We start from the raw sequence: 15683 nt of genomic DNA on the forward strand, positions 1-15683 counted from the left end.
CCATGCGTTGTCCGGTCTGCCACCGCCGCCTCACCGTCGGCGCGGCGTGTCCCGTGCACGGCCAGCGAGCCTCGCCGGGCCCAGCCGCCGAGCCGCTGCCGCTCCCGGACGTGCCCGGCCTGATGAGTGCCGCCCTGTTGGGCAAGGGCGGCTTTTCCCACGTCTTCACCGCGTACCGCGAAGAGGACGGGCGCGAGGTGGCCCTCAAGCTGGGCCTGGGCCCGCACCACGAGCGCTTCGCCCGTGAGGCCGCCGCGCTCCGGCGCGTGGGGCCGCCCACCGCGCCCGAGCTGCTCCAGCACGGCACCACGCGCGGGCGTCCCTTCCTGGTGCTGGAGCACCTGCACGGCCAGACGCTCGCCGCGTGGATGGCCGCGCTGCCCGGGACGGGGGCCGCGTCCGTGCCACGCGTGCGGGAGTTGCTCAGCGGCCTGTGCGCCGCCGTGGAGCGCGTCCACGACGCGGGCCTCGCCCACCGGGACCTCAAGCCGGAGAACATCTTCCTGCGCGAGGGCGGCGCGCTCAGCCTGCTGGACCTCGGCCTCGCCCGCTTCCTGGACGAGCCCGGAGATGGCGTCGCGCCGGACGCGGAGGCGCAGGGCTTCACCCCCGTGGGCCAGCGCCTGGGCACGCCCCTCTACATGTCGCCCGAGCAGTGCCTGGACGCGCGCGAGGCGGGAGCGGCCGCGGACATCTACGCGCTCGGCGTCCTCCTGTTCGAGCTGCTCACGGGCGCGCCGCCCTTCACCGGCGGCTCCGAGGAGATTCGCCACGGGCACGTGAGCCTCCGCCCGCCGCGCGTCTCGGAGCGCGCGAGCGTGCCGGCCGCGCTCGACGAGGTGCTGCGCCGGTGTCTCGCCAAGTCGCCCCTGGAGCGCTACGCGCGGGCCTCCGAGGTGCTCTCCGCGTTCGACGCCGCCTGTCGTGAGGAGGCCCGGGCGACGGAGCCCTCCGCGTCCGCCCCGGCTCCCGCGGCGGTGCTCCCGACCCCGGGCATGGGGCTGCGGCCCGTGGCGCTGCTCGGTGTCCACGCGGAGCTGACCGTGGAGGCGCTGCTCGCCGCGGTCGAGCCGCACGGGGGCACCCTCGCGCGCGTCCGCTCCCACGGCTATGTCGTCGCCTTCTCCGAGTCACACTCGGCCGAGGCGAACCTGCGGGCGGGGGCGCTCGTCGCGAGGAGGCTGGTGGAGGAGGGCAGGGCGGGCGCCGTCCTCCACCTGGCGGAGCTGCACGTGTACCCGGGCGCCACCACCACGCGCGTTGCTGGCGCCGCGCTGGAAGTGCTCGCGGACTGGTGGCCCGAGGATCTCGCGGTGGGCGAGGCCAGTGTCACGTCCGCCGCCGCCGCGCGCCTCGGGCCCGGTGCGACGGAGACCGCGGCCCCGGGGGCTTCGCGGCCGAGCGACGCGAGCCTGCGCCTGCGGCTTCACGACGGCGGCGCCTCCACGTCTTCGTCCGAGGCGCCTCCGCTGTCGGGCCGTGAGGCCGTGGTGGACCTGCTGGAGGCCGAGGCGGTGCGGTGCCTCGGTGATGGCATCCCCGGGCTCTGTGTCCTCACGGGCGAGGTGGGCCATGGCAAGTCCCGGGTCATGGATGCGCTGGCCGCGCGCCTCGAAGGCGAGGGGCGCGCCCGGGTGATGCGTCTGCGCGCGAGCTCGCCGGATGCCGTCACGCAGGAGCCGCTGCATGACGCGCTCATGGTCGCCATCTCGAGTCAGCTGCCCTCCGCCCACGGCGGTGCGACATCGCTCGGAGCCGCGCCTGACGTGAGCGCGCCGGCCGTGCACCCGGCACTTCCGACGAGGCTCCAGGCGGAGACGACCTGGAGGGGAGGAGGACCCTCCGCGCGTGTGACCTCCGCGCACGCGGCGAACCTCGTCGGCCTCGAGGCCGCGTCCCTGCTGCTCCGCCAGAAGGGCGCGCCTCCGCTGGCGGACGTGCGCCACGCCACCGCGCGCGCCGTCGCCGAGGCGCTTCGCCACCATGCCCGGCAGGCGCCCCTGGTGCTGCTGGTGGACGATGGCCACCTCGCGGACCCCACCAGCCTCGACGCGCTGGAGGTGGCCACCCTCGCCGGGACGCGCGCGCCGCTCTGGGTCTGCATCGCCGCGCGGCCGGCGCTGCTGGGCCTGCGCCCGCACCTGGGCGACCGCGGTGCCCGTGTCTCGCACCACGCGCTGCCCCCGCTGTCGCCCGAGGCCAGCCGCGCGCTCCTCCTGCGCCTGCTGCGCCCCGCCGAGCACATTCCCGAGCCCGTGCTCGCGCGCCTGGAGCAGCTGGCGCAGGGCGTGCCCCTCTCCCTCGTGGAGCTGGCCGGCGCGCTCCGGGCCGCGGGGGCGTTGCGCACGTCTCCCGGCGGCGGCTGGTACGTCGCCCCGGATGCGCTGCTGGACGTCTCCATCACCCCGCTCTTCGAGCGGCTCGCCGTGCGCGCGCTCGCCGGACTCCCCGAGGCGCATCGGGTGCTCGCGCGCCTGTGCGCGGTGCTGGGCACGGAGGTGGAGGTGGCGCGCGTGGACGCGGCGCTGCGGCACCTGGACCTCAACGCGGAGACCGCGCGCGTGGCCTCCCTGGACGCGGGCGCGGGGCTCCACCGGCTGGCGCGCACGGGGCTGCTGCGCTCCGCCGGCGCGGGACGCTTCGCCTTCCGACATCCGCTGCTGCGCGAGGCCCTGGAGGCCCTGCTTCCTCCTCCCACGCGTCGCGCCCTGCACGCCGCCGCGCTGCGCGCCACGCCCACCGAGGGCCTGTCCGAGCGCCGCCGCCGCGCGCACCACGCCGCGGCCTGTGGCGCCCACGCGGAGGCCACCGCTACCTTCCTCGCGCTGGCGGAGGAGGCGCGCCGCGCCCACCTCTCCGTGGAGGCCGAGCAGCACTACACCCGCGCGCTCGCGCTGCTGCTGGAAGGGGACGCCGAGCGCCGCGCCCGCGCGCTGGCGGGCCGTGGACGCGTGCGGCACCGGCTCCAGCGCTTTCGCGAGGGGCTCGCGGACCTGGCCGCCGCGCGCGTGCTGGCCGAGGCGCGCAAGGACGTGGCGCTCCAGGTCGACCTGCTGCTGGAGGAAGCCACCGCGCGCGACTGGATGGAGGACATCGACGGCTCCGAGGCCTGCACCCGCGAGGCGCTGGAGCGAATCGAGCAGCTCGACGACCCGCGCCTGTCCCTGCGCTGCACCCTGGCCCGGGGCCGCCTGCACGTGCGCCAGGGCGAGTGGGGCGCGGCCGCCCGCGTCCTCACCTCGGCCGTGGAGGGCGCCGAGCGCGCGAGAGACCACGAGACGCTGGTGGTGGCCGGCGCGCTGCTGGGCTCGGCGCTGACCTTCCTCGACCGCACGGAAGAGGCCGCCACGCGCTTCGACGAGGCGCTCATCCGCTGCGAGGAGACCGGCGACGCGCTCCACCTCGCCGCCACCCTCATCAACCGCGTGCTGCTCTGGCTGCGGCTGGGCGACGTGGGTCGGATGGAGGAGGACCTGCGGCGCGCCATGGCCCTGGGCCGCGAGCTGGGCCACGCGCAGGTGGAGCGCTGGTCCACCTTCAACCTCGCGGAGGTGCTCTACATGCAGGGCCGCCTGGAGGAAGCGCTTCCGCTGGCCCGCCGCGTCCACGAGCTGGGCGTGCGCTTCTTCCGGGAGCACCCGGTGCCGGTGGACGCGCTGCTCCTCGCGCGCATCGGCGCGGCGCTCGGAGACCTGGCGGAGTCCGCGCGGCAGCTGCGCTGGATTGACTCGCACTGCCCTCCGGACTCCCTGCCGCCCACCGCCGTCATGCGCCGGCTGGTGGAGCTGCAGGTGCGCGAGGCCTCCCCCGGAAGCGAGGCCCCGGACGCGCGGGCCTGGCACGCGCTGGCGGAGGACGCGGACACGTACGCCTCGGCCGACGAGAAGGCCGAAATCCTCCTCCAGGCCGCGCGGGGCGCGCTCCAGTCGGGACGGACCCGGGAGGCCCGGGACTGGCTGGAGCGGGCCGAGCGCGCCGTGGAGGGCGCTCCGCTGTGGCGCCCCCGCCTGGAGTCACTGAGGGCCTCGCTGTGGGCCGTGTAGCGCGAAACGTCACAGCGCCCCGGGGATGTGACGTTCCGCGCTACAGGCGGCCGGGGCTCAGCAACGTTCTTCTGGCGAGCCGGGGTTTTCCGGAGGCTGGCTCGGCCTGTGCTTGCTCCGGTGCATCCCGTCATCTCCCCCCGTTCCAACTGGAGGAAAGCTCCATGGCCATCCGTCCGTGTCGCCCGCTGCCGGTCACCCTCTGTCTGCTCGCCCTCGCCCTCGCTGGCTGTGGCACCGGGGTTCACGAAGTGGACGGGTCCCCGGCGCCCTCCTCGCAGGCCGCGGAAATCCGCATCGCCAACTCGCTGACCACGGACGCGCTGGTCCTCAACGCCATCTCCGCCAACCCGACCGCCAACGGGATGCTGGCGTCCAACGCGCTCACGACGCTCTTCGGTCCGACGCCTATCTCGGGCCCCGCCCACATCCGGCTGCAGCTCCAGGACCCGGACGCGCAGAAGTTCATGGAGTACCTGGTGGGGTGCGCGCTCGAGGAGGGTGACTTCCTGGAGTGGTATGACCCGCGGCCGGGGTCGGCCGGACTCAAGCAGTGGCACGGCAAGGCGGGCCTGTGCCCCGAGTGGGCCACCAGCGCTCCGTCCGGCCAGTGCAAGCGCCTGGTGTCCGCCTGCATCCTCGCGCGCAACAACGCGCTGGGCCGGCGCGTGGAGCTGTCCATCCGGGGCGAGCACTGGACGGGGCCGGGCGTCTTCACGCTGGAGCCGGTGACGCGTCCGGCGGAGCAGGACCCGAACCCGCTGGTGGCGCTGAGCAGCTTCACGACCTGCGCCGGGACGCAGACCGGGGCGACGCGCGACTGCGGCTGGAAGGCGGACGCCATCGGCTCCTGCACGCCGGGCTCCCAGGTGTGGGTGGGCGCGGGCGGCCCCATCTCCTGCCCCGGGCCGGGGCTGGGCTCCAGCACCGGCGGGCAGATGGTGCTGCGCGTCTGCGACGGCATCGTCGGGTGTGACCACCTGGGCTCGCGCTTCATCACCGAGGCTGTCGGCAGCTGCGCGGGCTCCGCGCCGGTGACGTCCTTCACCTGCCCCTACCAGGGCAACCCCGCCACCTCCTGGTTCAGCGTGATGACCGCGCCGTGGAGCTCGCTGGACACGACGTCCGAGGCGACGGTGGCGGTGAGCTCCAGCGCCGGTGCGCAGTACAACCTGTCCGAGCAGCAGGTGTACGGCACGCGGGAAGGCGCCTTCTACGGCAACGTGTTCGACCCGGCGGCGCTGCACCCGCAGGTCAACGTGTACGTCGCCCGGGAAGGCGAGCGCTACACGGTGAGGGGCACCGACGTGCGCGTCCAGGGCTCCATCTACCGGAAGATGTTCTCCTGCTACGACCCGAACTGGTCTTCGGGGGCGGCGTACTCGGCCAACCGCGTCTGCGCGCTGCCGTCGTCCGGCGAGAACTGCGCCGCCACGGTGGTGGGCCCGTGCTGGGGCTCGGGGACCTCCCTGGGGACCTGCGCCGTGCAGGACGGGCCCGACGTCGCGGGAGATGGCGACTTCGAGCTGTGCAGGGACACCCTGGGCAACGTCTGGCAGGAGCCGGTGACCACCTGGCTCAACGCCGCCTGCGATACGGTGCAGGCGGCCTCGGGCACGCGCTCGTGCGCGCGCAAGTAGCGGGGCACGTCCCGGGAGCTCAAGGGTGCCAGGCGGAGAAGAGCCACTCTACGGTGAGGAGCTGGGCGCCGGTGCCCTGGTGGGGCACTGGGTGGTGGAGCGCGTCCACTACCGCGGGCCCGTCTCCACGCTCTACCGCGCGAAGGACGTCCGCACCGGCGCGCCCGCGGCGCTGAAGGTGCTGCACCCGCAGTCGGCCTCCGCCACCACCGCGCTGCGCCGCTTCCGCCGCGAAGCGGCCACGCTCCAGCGGCTGAGCCACCCGCACATCGTCGAGGTGCTCGGGCACGGGGAGCTGCCGGACGGACGGGCCTTCATCGCCATGGAGTGGCTGGAGGGAAGAGACCTCGCGGCGGAGCTGGCCGCCCGGGGCCCGCTGTCCGCGGACGAGGCGCTGGAGGTGTTGGAGCAGGTGGGCGCCGCGCTGCGGGCCGCGCACGGGGCGGGCGTGGTGCACCGTGACTTGAAGGCGCAGAACGTGGTGCGCCTCTCCGCCAGGGGCGAGGCGCTCCACGTGAAGCTGGTGGACTTCGGCGTGGCCAAGGGGCTGACGCCCGACTCACCCGGAGCGTCCACGCTCACGCATACCGGCGTGGCGCTGGGCACGCCGCTGTCCATGGCGCCCGAGCAGATTCGCGGCGAGCCTCCCGATGCGCGCACGGACCTGTACGCGGTGGGCGTGCTCCTGTTCCAGCTCGTCACGGGACAGCCGCCGTTCCTCGGGGCCACGCGGCACGAGGTGGAGGAGCAGCACCTGCACGCGCCACCGCCGCGCCCCGGTGAGCGGGCTCCCGTGCCGGCCGCGCTGGATGCGGTGGTGCTGCGGTGTCTGGGCAAGCGGCGCGAGGACCGCTACCCGGACGTGGACGCGCTGCTGGAGGAGCTGCGCGTCGCGGTGCGCGGCGGGCGGACACCGGCGAAGGCGGGGCGGGCGGTGGCCCTGTACGCGGAAGCCCGCCTCACGGGCGCGCCGGATGCGGCGGCGCTGGAGCGGCTGGACGCGCTGCTGGAGCGGGCGGGGAGGGCGGCGCGGGACGCGGGGCTGGACGTGAAGGTGGAGGGGAGCGGCTGCGTGCTCGCCCTGGCCGCGCTGCCGGAGGACGAGGCGCGCGAGCGGGCCCTGCGCCAGCGGGTGGTGGCTTCAGCGCGGGCGCTGGTGACGGACGCGGGCGGCCCCGGCGCGGTGGCGCTGGCCGTCACCGTCCACGTGGACCACGCGGGACTGCTGCACCTGCCCGGCTGGGTGGCGCAGGTGCCGGGCACGGGCCTCGTCGTCACCGAGGCCGCGTCGAAGGACCTGGCGCCGGGGGCTCCCCCCGAGCGCCGCTGAGCCTCACGGCTTGATGCCGTGCCTGCGCAGCAGCCGGTACAGGTGGACGCGGTCCATGCCGGCGGTGACGGCGGCCTGGGCCACCTTGCCCTGGTGCTTCTCCAGCAGGGCGCGCAGGTAGCGCCGCTCGAAGTCATCCACCATGCGGCGGCGCTGGTCCGCGTACGGCTGCGAGGGGTCCACCTCCGGCGGGCCCCCGTGCAAGGCCTCTTCCTCGGAGAGGTCCACCGCCTCCTCGAAGACGAGGCACCGCTCCAGGTAGTTGCGCAGCTCGCGCACGTTGCCCGGCCACGCCGCGTGCCGCAGCCGCGCGATGAAGTCCGGCGTGCGCAGCGCGGGAGTCCGCTCGCGGTCCGCGCCCAGCGAGTCGAGGATGCCCTCCACCAGCATGGGCAGGTCTTCCGGACGCTGGCGCAGGGGGGGCAGGGAGATGCGCAGCACCGCCAGCCGGAAGAACAGGTCGGAGCGGAACCGTCCCGCATTCACCTCGGCGCGCACGTCGCGGTGCGTGGCGGCGATGAGGCGCACGTCCACCGGCTGGTGCGTGTTGCTGCCCACGCGGCGAATCTCCCGGTTCTCCAGCACGCGCAAGAGCTTGGGCTGCAGCTCCGCGGGCAGCTCGCCAATCTCGTCCAGGAACACCGTGCCGCCCACGGCCTCCTCGAAGGCGCCCACGCGGCGGTGCAGCGCGCCGGTGAAGGCGCCCTTCTCGTGGCCGAACAGCTCGCTCTCCAGCAGGTGCGCGGGGATGGCGCCGCAGTCCACCACGAGGAAGGGCGCGTCGCGCCGGCGGCTGGCCTGGTGGATGGCCAGGGCCGCCTGGCTCTTGCCCGTGCCCGTCTCGCCCTCCAGCAGCACCGTCACGTCGCGGGCCGCCGCGCGCTCCATCATCGCGAAGCACCCGCGCATGGCCACCGACGCGCCCACCAGCGTGCCGAAGCGCGTGCTCTCCGACAGGGGCAGCCGGTTGCTCTCCGCGCTGAAGTCGAAGCGCAGCACCACGCGCCCCAGCCGCAGCAGGCTGCCGCTGCGCAGCACGCCCTCCACCACCTGCACGCCGTCCACGATGACGCCGTTGAGGCTGTCCAGGTCCTTCACCTGCGGCCCGCGCGGACCGATGCGCACCTCGCAGTGGAAGCGCGACACGGTGGGGTCATCCAGCGTGAAGTCGTTGAGCGGGTGCGAGCCCACCGAGCACGTGTCCGCGGTGGATTCCCACATCGTCCCCGCGCCGGGGCCCTCCGCCACGGTGAGCCGGAAGCGGCGCACGGTGGAGGCGTCATAGGCCCGGCGCGCATGCTCGTACGGCAGTGTCACGTGGAGCGCTTCGTCTCCGCCCTCCTCGGCCTCCTGCGTCCAGGGGGGCTCGCCCTTCACGTCCGGCGAGGAAGAGGGGGCCCGGGGGCGATCCAGTGCTGACATGAAATTCAAGATATCACGGCGCCTGACCTGCAAGGCCGCTCCGCGTCGGAACTGCATGCGGAGCCCGGCACGGCGGTGTCCAGCCGGCCAGGCTCCGCGTCCCCCCTCGGGACAATCCGTGATGCATTCTGGTTGCAGCACGCGTGCCGCGAGCCGCCCAGAGGGACGCGCTCGCGGCACGTAACGGAGAGCGCCACAACGAAGCTCCAGGTTGTGACACGCGATGTTGCGGAGTTGCATCAATGCGTGGCTGCGCTGCACCTGGCGGCGCGGCCGCCGGCTCTCGCGGACGTGGGGGAACACCGCGGCCTGTGCGGCGTCATCGGCACGTGCACGAAAACGCGGTGCGGCATGGCCGTGACGCGGAGGCCACCTGCTCGCGCGGCGTCCGGAGGATCTGCTTCAATCCCTCCGCCCCCCCATCCGCACACCCCAAGAGGAAAACCGATGCGCTCGCAGCTCCTGCAGTCGTGTGTCGCAATGTTGATGGCCGTGGCCACCGCGTGTGGTGGTGTCTCCGCAGCCGACGAGGCCCCGGCGTCCCCGGTGGGCGAGAGCACGCAGGCGGTGCTCTACCCGCCGGCCGCGCCGGCCAGCGGCAACATCCTGGACAGCACCACGTACATGGGGCGGGTCAACGTCCCCGGCTCCCTCCAGGCGCAGTACACGACGTCACCGCAGTACTTCTCCATCAGCTTCCAGGTGCGCCCCAGCTCCACCGTGAAGCTGGAGGTGACGCACCTGGGCAGCAGCATGTACCTGGACACGGGCCTGTTCCTGTACGGGCCGCGTCAGGCCAATGGCAGCTACGGCACCGCGCTGCTGGCCCAGGACGATGACTCCGGCTACGGCCAGCTCAGCCGCATCGCCTCCGTCAATCTCGCGGGAGGCGAGTACCTCGTCGTGGTGAGCAGCGGCTCCGGCGCGGGCAAGCAGTTCCGCCTCCAGGTGGACTGCCTCGCCGGCGGGTGCGTCACGGCGCCGGCCCCGTCCGGCTACGCGCTGCAGCTCCAGGAAGAGGCCCTGACGCCCGCGCTCGAGGAGACGATGAGCGAGGACGTCTACTGGGGCTGCGAGGGTGCCTGCAACGGCTGGCTGACGGCGTACCACTTCGCGTGGCCGTACACGGATGCGCCCACGCTGGCCATGGCCACGCGCACCGTCGAGCAGCAGGCGCACTTCCAGACCTACGGCTATCAAGCCACCGGCACCTTCCCGTACGCGGACCTGGAGCCGCGGCTGCTGCCCATCTTCTCCACGTATGACGTGCCGGAGCAGATGCTCGCCACGTACGGCAACGGGACGGAGAACGTGCAGGTGGCGTCCTACGCCAGCCCGGTGCAGGGCTCGGACTTCAACCTGTTCGTCATCCTGTTCCCGGAGTCACGCAAGGTGCTCGTCCTGGAGCAGGAGCACTTCTGGTGAGGTGACGCTGCCCGCCGCCTGGCATCCCGGCACGAGGCCGGATGCCAGGCGAGGCGAGTCGCTCAGAGGATGACGAGCAGGCCCAGCGAGGCCGTGGGGTAGACCTTGCGCAGCTCCAGGTTGCCGGAGCGCACCTCCAATTCCCGCACGTCCGTGAAGGTGAAGCCGGGGCCCACGCGCGCCGACAGGCCGATGCGGCCCGAGCCCGGCTGCCACATCAACCCCGCCGCGGGCTCCACGAACGCCGTCGTGGTGGCGCTCTCCGAGGGGCCCTTGCCGGAGCGGCCCACGAACTCCTCCATGCCCAACGTCAGCCCCACGAAGGGCTTCAGCGTGCCGTTGGCGAAGGCGCCCACCGTGTAGCGGCCGTCCATGCCCACCGCGTAGTTCAGCTTCACCTCGCTGGCGCCCACGCCGTCGAAGCGCGTCTTCGTCCCCAGCGAGTTGCCCCACTGGCCGGCGCGCCCCATCAGCCCGAAGGAGAACGGCCCCTCCATGGAGGGCGCGATGTCCAGGCGCACGCCGTACATGGACCCGTCCAGCGCGGGCGGCGTCACCTCCAGCAGCACCGCGCCCCGGCGCTCGCGCTCCCGGCCGGGAATCTGCTCGCCCGAGTCGTCCGCGAACGCGGGCGCGGCCAGCAGGGGAACCATCATCAGGACGGCCTTGGACACCTTCACGACCTTCAGGGACGAGACGCTCATGGCTTTCCTCCAGGTTTTAGTCGTTCGAATAAATTAGCTACACGACTAACTAAGGTTGCTGACGCACGTTGTCAAGGCGGCCTGGGTGGAGGGCGGGTGTCCCTTGCGGGCCTACATCGTCTGACCTATGGGAATGGCATGGCCCGTCCACGCAGCGGCTCGAAGACGCCCGCCTCCTCGCCGGAACCCGACGCCCGGGAGCGGCTCATCACCGCGGGGTACCGCGTGCTCTCCGAGCGCGGGTACGACGCGGCGACGGTGAAGGAGGTGGCGCGCGAGGCCGGCGTCAACCAGGGCCTGGTGCACTACTACTTCGGCAGCAAGGACGCGCTGCTGCTGGCCGTCGCGAAGGAGGCCCGCCAGCAGTACCTCGACGAGCTGAAGCGACTGCGCCAGGAAACGCCGCACGAACAGCTTGCCGCCGCGAGCTTCGCGTGGGGCGAGAAGCTGCTGAAGGAGACGCCCGAGCAGTTCCGCGTGCGCTACGAGCTGTTCGCCATGGGGCTGCACAACAAGGAGCTGAAGCCCGCGGTGGCGGAGATGCTCCAGTGCGTGGGCGACGAGGTGGCCCTCACCGTGGCGGCCGTCCGAAATGGAGAGGGCGCGAAGCCCGAGCCGCTGGACTACCACTATGCCGCCATCATCAAGGCGTGCGTGGACGGGCTGTCGCTGCACCACCTGCTGGACGAGCACTTCGACCCCGCGCCCGTGTACGCGCTCCTGAGCCGCATCGTGCTGGAGAGCCAGGGGCTGACGGCGGGGAAGAAGCCTTCGGCGCGCAAGACGAAGGGGCAGGCGCGGCGGGGGAAGGTGCCCTCACCGCGCCGGGGTGCCTCGCGCAAGCCGCGCTCGCGCTGACTGGCACCGGGCGCGAGGCCGCCGGCGCGGCCGGCTCCGGTGTGACGGGCTACAGCGCGGTGGGCTGTCCGGGCGTGAGGAAGCGCACGCGCTTGTCACCGGCGAAGGCGGCGCGGACCTCGGGCTCCTCCGCGAGCGGCTCGAAGGTGCCGAAGTGCATGGGGATGATGAGGGAAGGGCGGAAGTACTTCTTCATCGCGAGCGCCGCCGCCTTCGGATCCAACCCCCAGCGACCGCCGCCGGTGGTGAGCAGGACGATGTCCGGGTGGTACAGCTCCTGGATGAGGGCCATGGCCCCGAAGAGCCACGTGTCGCCCGTGTGGTACAGCGAGCGCCCGTCGGCGAACGTCACCACGTAGCCGAGCGGCCGGCCTCCGGGCTCCGTCGAGTGCATCGCCGGCACCGCGTGCACGGTGACGTCGCCCAGGCGGAACGAGCCGCCCACGTTGACGCTGTGCTGCTGCGCCTCGGGAATCTTCATGGCGCGCAGGTGCTCGCCGGTGCTGACGACGAGCGCGCCGCTGATGCGGGCCAGCTCGGGCACGTCGGGCGCGTGGTCTCCGTGCGCGTGGGTCACCAGGATGGCCGCGGGCTTGTCCGTGTCCCGGCCGAAGCGGGTCAGCTCCCTCCACGCGGCGGGAGTCTTCGGGTTGTCGGAGAGCCACGGGTCGATGAGGAGGCGCGTGCCTCCGGGGGAGACGACCTCGAAGGCCGCGTGGCCGAGCCACGTCAGCCGCGGGCCACTGGAAGCCCGTGCCTGGGTGCCGCCGTCCGCGGGCTTCGAAGCCTGGGCGAGGGCAGGGGCCGCGAGCATGCATGCGGCCAGGAGCAGGGAACCGACAACTGGATTGCCACGCATCGTCACTCCACGTCGAAGAAGCCGCGCGGAAACGGGTGCGCGGCGAGGTCCTGGACGGGAGGAATAGAGGGGCGGGAGTGGGAAGCGCTTGGGCGTTATTGACCGTGCTCAGCTCACCGTGAGGGTGAAGCTCTCGTCGTTGTTGTCCGGGGTGAGGGTGATGACCGCGTTCGGGTTCGTGATGGTCACCGTCGACGTGGTGATGCCGTTGGCGATGGCGTAGCACTGCCATTGCTGCGCGGTGCTCACGGTGGTGCTGTTGTGTTCGTCCACCACGATGACGATCTGTATCGGAGTGCCCGGCTGGCTGATGGTGAACTGCACCGGGTTGCGCCAGGTGTTCTCGCACACCAGTGCGGAGGGCTGGGTGCCGGAGGACTGCACGAGCTGGAAGTCATAGAGGCCTTCCTCACTCCGCACCTGCGCCATGAGCGTGGCGGACGTGGCGTTGAAGGAGAGCGTGTTGGACGCGAGCGAGAAGTCGCCCATCGAGGTGTAGGCCTGCACCTGGTAGTTCGTCGTCGTGGGGATGGCGGCCTGCGCACCGGCGTGTACTCCGATACGGGCAATCAGGTTGCTGCCCTGGAGCAGGCGGAACTCCACGGTGGGGACGATGGCGGCGGGGATGGCGTTGACGAGCTTGATGGTAGACATCCATGGCTCCTGCGCTGATGGGACGGAATGAGAGGCGGGTAGGCGTCCTGGACCGGGGGCGGCCGTCACTGGAGCACGGCCCGGGCGAACTGCCCCGGGGTAAGTCCGACGATGCGCTTGAAGTGCCGGTTGAGCTGGCTCTGGTCATAGAGCCCCACCTCGGCGGCGACGTCCCCGGCCGCCATTCCCCGCGAGAGCAACACCCGGGCTCGCGCCACGCGCAGGTGGGTGACGTAGTCATGGGGCGGCAGGCCGAACTCCGCGCGGAACACGCGCAGCAGGTGGAAGCGATTCATGCCCACGTTGCTGGCGAGCGCGTCCAGGCCCACGTTCTCCGTGAAGCTCGCGTGCAGGAAGTCCCGCGCGCGCAGCGCCGCGGGCCGATGCGAAGCACACCCCTCCGGAGGGGAGCGCTCCGCATACTCCGTGAGCAGCGCGTCGAGCGTCTCGGCCAGCAGCGACTCGCACTCCAGGCGGTGGGAGGAGCGCCGCGTGAGTGCCGCGTGCAGGGCCAGTGCGGAAGCCTCGCAGCGCCCCGTACCCCGGCTCAGCGCGGCGCTCAGATGAGGTGAGGTGGGGAGGCCGAGCTGCCGCGCGGCCTCGTCCACCAGCCGGGGCGCGAAGGCCACGGACTGCGCCGTGACGGGCGCATGCAGGCGGACATCGCGGTGGACCTCGCCCGGCTCCTTGAGCTTGAGCTGCCTTCCCGGGCCGTGCGTCCACACGCGCTTGCGGTACCAGAAGTCGAAGGCGCCCGAGTGCGTCACGCCGATGGCGTACTGGATGGAGTGACCGGACCACAGCCGTGTGTCCTCCTCCACGCGCACCACCTGCACGTCCGGCAGCAGGGGAGGGCGCCAGAGGGAAACGGTGGAGACCGGGGCACTTCGCATGCGCAACAGCGTAACGAATTTCCAAGCTCCCGGCGCGGCGGCCATGCTTGCCTGCGGCGCGCGAGGAGGCACGGCACCATGGCGACACGGGGCAAGCGGAGCACGGCGAGTCGGAGCACGGCGAGTCGGAGCACGGCGAGTCGGAGCACTGCGCGCGGCGTCAAGAAGCCCGGACTGACGTTCGATGCGGTGCGCGAGCTGGCCCTGGCGCTGCCCGGCATGGAGGAGAGCACGTCCTACGGCACGCCCTCCTTCAAGGTGCGCAAGAAGTTCATCGCGCGACTCCACCCGGATGGAGAGTCCCTCGTCCTCAAGGTCGACCCGGAGGCCCGCGAGGTGCTCACCCGCGCCGAGCCGGAGACCTTCTTCATCACCGAACACTACGCCGGCTACCCGGAGTACCTCCTCGTCCGCCTCTCGAAGGTCCGGCGCGAGCTGCTCGCGAAGCTCGTGGAGGAGGCCTGGCACAAGGCTGCCTCCAAGCAGCACCTGGAGGAGCGAGCGAGGAAGCGTGGCTAGGGGGGCCCTGTCTCCACGCCAACATCGCCCCTCCCTCCACGTTGGGAAAGCCCTCGCGCCCGACACGTGATAACGACGCGGGAAAGCGCCGGGGTCGGCGTATGCTGGCCGGTCTGACCGGACGGGGAGGCAGCACATGGCTGGAGCGGCAGGTGGCCAGGGTGAAGGCAGCGGGCGCATCAACACGCCCGCCGAGGGGGCCTTGCGGGCGGTGCGGTCGCTGGTGGAACTGCAGGAGACGGACCGCGCCACCCAGCTCTACGAGGAACTGGGCGCTGCCCAGCGCGAGCGCCTGCGACGCGAAGCCGCGCAGCGGCCGGTCAAGGAGCGGCGCGGGCTCGTGGAGGTGCTGCGGCGCGCGAGGGACTTCCTCGGCGCGGCCCGGCTGATGGACGGAGATGGCGAGGACGCCACCGTCGCGGACCTCTACGTGCAGAGCGGCCAGTACCTGGAGGCCGCCGAGGCCTACCTGCGCGCCAGTGAGTCGGAGCGCGCCGCCGCCGCCTTCGAGCGCGCCGGAGCACTGGAGCGCGCGCTCGACGTGTACCGGAGCCTCGGCGCGCGCGAGTCCATGGCGCAGTGCCTGGTCCGCCTGGGCCGGCCCTTCGAGGCGGCGGACCTCTACCGCGAGCTGGGTCAGGCCCACGCGGAGGTGGAGGCGCTGGGCGGAGTGAAGGCGGAGGATGCCCGGTACGTGGAGGCCGTGCTGCGCACCAGCACGCTGCTGGACGCGGAGGGCTTCACCCACCGCGCGCTCGCCGTGCTGGCGGACGCCCTGAGCAGCTCCGAGGACGCGCGCGCCAACCCGGCCCTGGTGACGGAGAAGGCGCGGCTCTTGCGCCGCATGGGCATGGAGGCGGAGGCCGAGGCCATGCTGCTGCGCCGCTCGGCGGGCGCGTCCACCCCGGCCGCCAATGGCTACCGCTTCCTCAAGGCCATCCCCATCTTCGGGGAGCTGTCGCTGGAGGACATGAAGGACCTCTACCGGCTCGCCCGGCAGGTCGTCATCGCCCCCGGCACGGTGCTGCTGGAGAAGGGCACGCCGGGCATCGGGCTCTTCGTGCTCCTGGACGGCATGGTGGACGTCTACACCGGCCCCGATGACGACGCCCGGCACCTCAACACGCTGGGGCCCGGCGAGTACCTCGGGGAGATTTCCCTGGTGCAGGACGCGTCCGTGTCGGCGCACGTCCGCGCCCGCACGTCCGTGCGGGCGCTGCGCATCAGCCGCGCCGACTTCGAGCACTACCTGGACACCCACGAAGCGGCCGCGCTGCGCATCTACCGGCTCTTCACGCAGAACCTCGCCGCGCGAGTCCGGGCCCTGAGCACCTGA

The 15683-nt window shown here is 72.8% G+C and carries 12 protein-coding genes; 7 read left to right on the forward strand and 5 right to left on the reverse strand.

Going from position 1 to position 15683, the window contains the following annotated elements:
* Nucleotides 1-2 precede the first annotated feature (2 nt).
* From ACX9TP_RS17855 to ACX9TP_RS17865, 3 genes are all read left to right on the forward strand, one after another.
* A complete protein-coding gene (locus ACX9TP_RS17855; RefSeq protein ID WP_482980925.1) occupies nucleotides 3-4043 on the forward strand; it encodes a serine/threonine-protein kinase in 4041 nt (1346 codons plus the stop codon).
* Nucleotides 4044-4207: 164 nt separating this feature from the next.
* Nucleotides 4208-5683, forward strand: coding sequence for a hypothetical protein (locus tag ACX9TP_RS17860; protein WP_482980926.1), 1476 nt, complete (start codon nucleotides 4208-4210; stop codon nucleotides 5681-5683).
* Nucleotides 5684-5708: 25 nt separating this feature from the next.
* On the forward strand, nucleotides 5709-7013 hold the full coding sequence (locus ACX9TP_RS17865) for a serine/threonine-protein kinase (RefSeq protein WP_482980927.1): 1305 nt from the start codon (nucleotides 5709-5711) through the stop codon (nucleotides 7011-7013).
* Between the two features lie 3 nt (nucleotides 7014-7016).
* Here ACX9TP_RS17865 and ACX9TP_RS17870 read toward each other — a convergent pair whose 3' ends face one another.
* Nucleotides 7017-8435: a sigma 54-interacting transcriptional regulator gene (locus ACX9TP_RS17870; RefSeq protein ID WP_482980928.1), complete on the reverse strand. Its 1419-nt coding sequence runs from the start codon at nucleotides 8433-8435 to the stop codon at nucleotides 7017-7019.
* 447 nt (nucleotides 8436-8882) lie between these two features.
* On the opposite strand from ACX9TP_RS17870, the gene ACX9TP_RS17875 reads away from it, so the two are divergent.
* Nucleotides 8883-9860: a hypothetical protein gene (locus ACX9TP_RS17875; RefSeq protein WP_482980929.1), complete on the forward strand. Its 978-nt coding sequence runs from the start codon at nucleotides 8883-8885 to the stop codon at nucleotides 9858-9860.
* 62 nt (nucleotides 9861-9922) lie between these two features.
* Here ACX9TP_RS17875 and ACX9TP_RS17880 read toward each other — a convergent pair whose 3' ends face one another.
* Complete coding sequence (locus ACX9TP_RS17880) at nucleotides 9923-10564, reverse strand: hypothetical protein (RefSeq protein WP_482980930.1); 642 nt, start codon at nucleotides 10562-10564, stop codon at nucleotides 9923-9925.
* 138 nt (nucleotides 10565-10702) lie between these two features.
* Between ACX9TP_RS17880 and ACX9TP_RS17885 the strand changes: the two genes are divergently transcribed.
* Nucleotides 10703-11422, forward strand: coding sequence for a TetR/AcrR family transcriptional regulator (locus ACX9TP_RS17885; protein ID WP_482980931.1), 720 nt, complete (start codon nucleotides 10703-10705; stop codon nucleotides 11420-11422).
* 49 nt (nucleotides 11423-11471) lie between these two features.
* On the opposite strand, the gene ACX9TP_RS17890 is transcribed toward ACX9TP_RS17885, so the two are convergent.
* From ACX9TP_RS17890 to ACX9TP_RS17900, 3 genes are all read right to left on the reverse strand, one after another.
* Nucleotides 11472-12281, reverse strand: a complete 810-nt coding sequence (locus ACX9TP_RS17890; protein WP_482980932.1) for a metal-dependent hydrolase — start codon at nucleotides 12279-12281, stop codon at nucleotides 11472-11474.
* Nucleotides 12282-12389: 108 nt separating this feature from the next.
* Nucleotides 12390-12935: a hypothetical protein gene (locus ACX9TP_RS17895; RefSeq protein WP_482980933.1), complete on the reverse strand. Its 546-nt coding sequence runs from the start codon at nucleotides 12933-12935 to the stop codon at nucleotides 12390-12392.
* A gap of 65 nt (nucleotides 12936-13000) precedes the next feature.
* The gene (locus ACX9TP_RS17900; RefSeq protein WP_482980934.1) at nucleotides 13001-13828 is read right to left on the reverse strand and encodes a helix-turn-helix transcriptional regulator; all 828 of its coding nucleotides are present in this window, start codon (nucleotides 13826-13828) and stop codon (nucleotides 13001-13003) included.
* Between the two features lie 78 nt (nucleotides 13829-13906).
* Between ACX9TP_RS17900 and ACX9TP_RS17905 the strand changes: the two genes are divergently transcribed.
* Both ACX9TP_RS17905 and ACX9TP_RS17910 read left to right on the forward strand, forming a co-directional pair.
* Nucleotides 13907-14347, forward strand: coding sequence for an MmcQ/YjbR family DNA-binding protein (locus ACX9TP_RS17905; RefSeq protein ID WP_482980935.1), 441 nt, complete (start codon nucleotides 13907-13909; stop codon nucleotides 14345-14347).
* Between the two features lie 136 nt (nucleotides 14348-14483).
* Nucleotides 14484-15683, forward strand: coding sequence for a cyclic nucleotide-binding domain-containing protein (locus tag ACX9TP_RS17910; protein WP_482980936.1), 1200 nt, complete (start codon nucleotides 14484-14486; stop codon nucleotides 15681-15683).

It is taken from the genome of Pyxidicoccus sp. M15 (genome assembly GCF_056858435.1).